Source organism: Microseira wollei NIES-4236 (genome assembly GCF_020521235.1).
Classification (GTDB): Bacteria; Cyanobacteriota; Cyanobacteriia; order Cyanobacteriales; family Aerosakkonemataceae; genus Microseira; species Microseira wollei.
This window is the reverse complement of record NZ_BLAY01000409.1, coordinates 1-2,011: the sequence shown is the minus strand read 5'-3', so window position 1 is coordinate 2,011 and position 2,011 is coordinate 1. Positions and strand designations below refer to the sequence as shown.

The window sequence follows — 2,011 nt, the reverse complement described above, 5'->3', positions numbered from 1 at the left end:
TTTAGCTTGTAGACGGGAAGCCCCGCGCTCTACCTGTACCCAGGTGAGCGTCGGGATGAGAGGCGCGTGAGTCGAGGTACGTTGCCTGACCAATGCCAGAGGCGAGGGAAGGCAACAGTGCCGAGACGAACAAATTATCTATGCCACTACTCAGGGGTGTTTTGCTCCTCAATGTATTTTTTCAAAACCGAGATCGTGACCCCACCACAGGAAGCGATGAAATAGGATTCGTTCCACAAAACCTTTTTCCAGTAAACTTGATCGACTACATCCGGAAACTCCTCTCTAAGCCTTCGACTAGAGACAGACTTCAAATTTCCCATAAATTTGGGTAGCTCCATCTGCGGCAAATACTGAAACAGCAAATGGATGTGATTATCTTCGCCATTAAACTCAACGATTTTGCAGTTCCATTTCTGACACAGATCGCCCATAATCTCACCTAATCGTTGAATCATTTCGCCCGTCAGCAGCTTGCGGCGATACTTGGTCGTCAAAACAAGATGAGCTTTCAGGTCAGACACGGATCTACCACTCGATACAAAATCTGTTTTCACTCAGTGTAGCCATTTTAATACACATTGATTATAATAGAAACATGAAACTTGCCTACCAGTAAAAACTCATTCCAGAAGCCCATCAGTCCCAAGTGATTGATGAATGGATTGAGCTATCTAGGCGGCAATACAATTTCAGGCTAGGGGAGAGGTTCCGTTGGTTCGATTCAACCCGTACTCCCGTAAATGCTTGCCCTCTGAATGTCTCTATCGTTCCGGTTGAAGACATTTATCGGAATATCCCACTTTCTAAGACCCTAAGCAAAGGGAAACGCAAAGGAGAAGAATATTCCCTGATCAATCAAGGGTATGTGGATTGGCCCAATGTTCAAAAAGACGATCTGACCAGTACGAAGCGGCTATTTCCTGAATACAAGGAGATGCCGTCTCAGGTGCTTCAGAACGTGATTGAGCGGGTAACGAATGCTTTTGACCGATTTGTGAAGGGAGACGGCAACGGGAAACGGTCTGGGAAGCCCAAATTCAAGGGCAAGCCCTATTACCGTTCAATTTGCTTCCCGCAAGGGGTTGAAATTGTCGGTACAGGGCAAGTGGATCTGCCAAAAATAGGCGTAGTTTCCTTTATGGAGCATCGTCCGATTCCTTCAGGGTTTACAGTTAAGACGGCGACCATCGTTAAAGAGCTGGATGGTTATTCAATATCGTTTGCTCTAGATGATGAGTCGGTTCCGAAGGAGGTTGTAGAGATACAGCCCACTGAACAAAACTCGAAAGGGATTGACCTTGGCCTAGAATTCTTTGCCTCTTGCTCTGATGGGACTCAAGTTGAGTTTCCCCGCTGGTTCAGACAACTAGAGGAGAAAATGCAAGGGCTGCAAGCCAAGAAAGCAAGAACGCCTCATGGCAGTATTGGCCGAAAGATTCTAGCGGTACGGATTGCTTGGTATCAACGCTCCTTGGCACGGTCTCGCAAAGATTGGCAATTCAAACTAGCCTACAAACTGTTTGAGGATTGCCAAGTCATTTTTATTGAAGACCTGGCACTGAAGAACTTGATCCGGCGCAATCAGCTCAAGACGAATTCAGATGGCAAGATTATGCCGAATGGACAAGCGGCAAAGTCAGGGTTGAACAAGTCTATGACGGATGCCGCGCTGGGTCAATTTGTGAAGATTTTGGAATGGGTGGCCTTTAAGCTCGGTAAAAGAGTCCTCAAGGTAGACCCTAGTGGAACTTCCCAGTACTGCCATGCTTGCCTGGGTCAAGTGCCGAAGTCCTTAAAAGACCGCTGGCATGATTGCCCTCATTGTCTGGAGAGTCTACCGAGAGATGTAAATTCGGGAAAACTCATCAAATGGATAGGTCTTAATACAGTGGGGATGGACAGCGCCTCACTCAAAAATGCGTTAAATTCTGCCCCAACCAGGGCAGTAACAACGAAGCAGGAAGCCCGCGTTCTATCTGTACTCAGATGAACGTCGGGAGGATGTCAC

General features: G+C 47.1%; 2 protein-coding genes. One reads left to right on the top strand and one right to left on the bottom strand.

What is annotated here, in order from left to right:
- Nucleotides 1-146: 146 nt before the first annotated feature.
- Complete coding sequence (tnpA, locus tag MiSe_RS48825; protein ID WP_226594729.1) at nucleotides 147-557, bottom strand: IS200/IS605 family transposase; 411 nt, start codon at nucleotides 555-557, stop codon at nucleotides 147-149.
- Nucleotides 558-625: 68 nt separating this feature from the next.
- Between tnpA and MiSe_RS48820 the strand changes: the two genes are divergently transcribed.
- Entirely contained in the window at nucleotides 626-1,993 is a 1,368-nt protein-coding gene (locus MiSe_RS48820; RefSeq protein ID WP_264197150.1) for an RNA-guided endonuclease InsQ/TnpB family protein, read from the top strand.
- The last annotated feature ends 18 nt before the right edge of the window (nucleotides 1,994-2,011 follow it).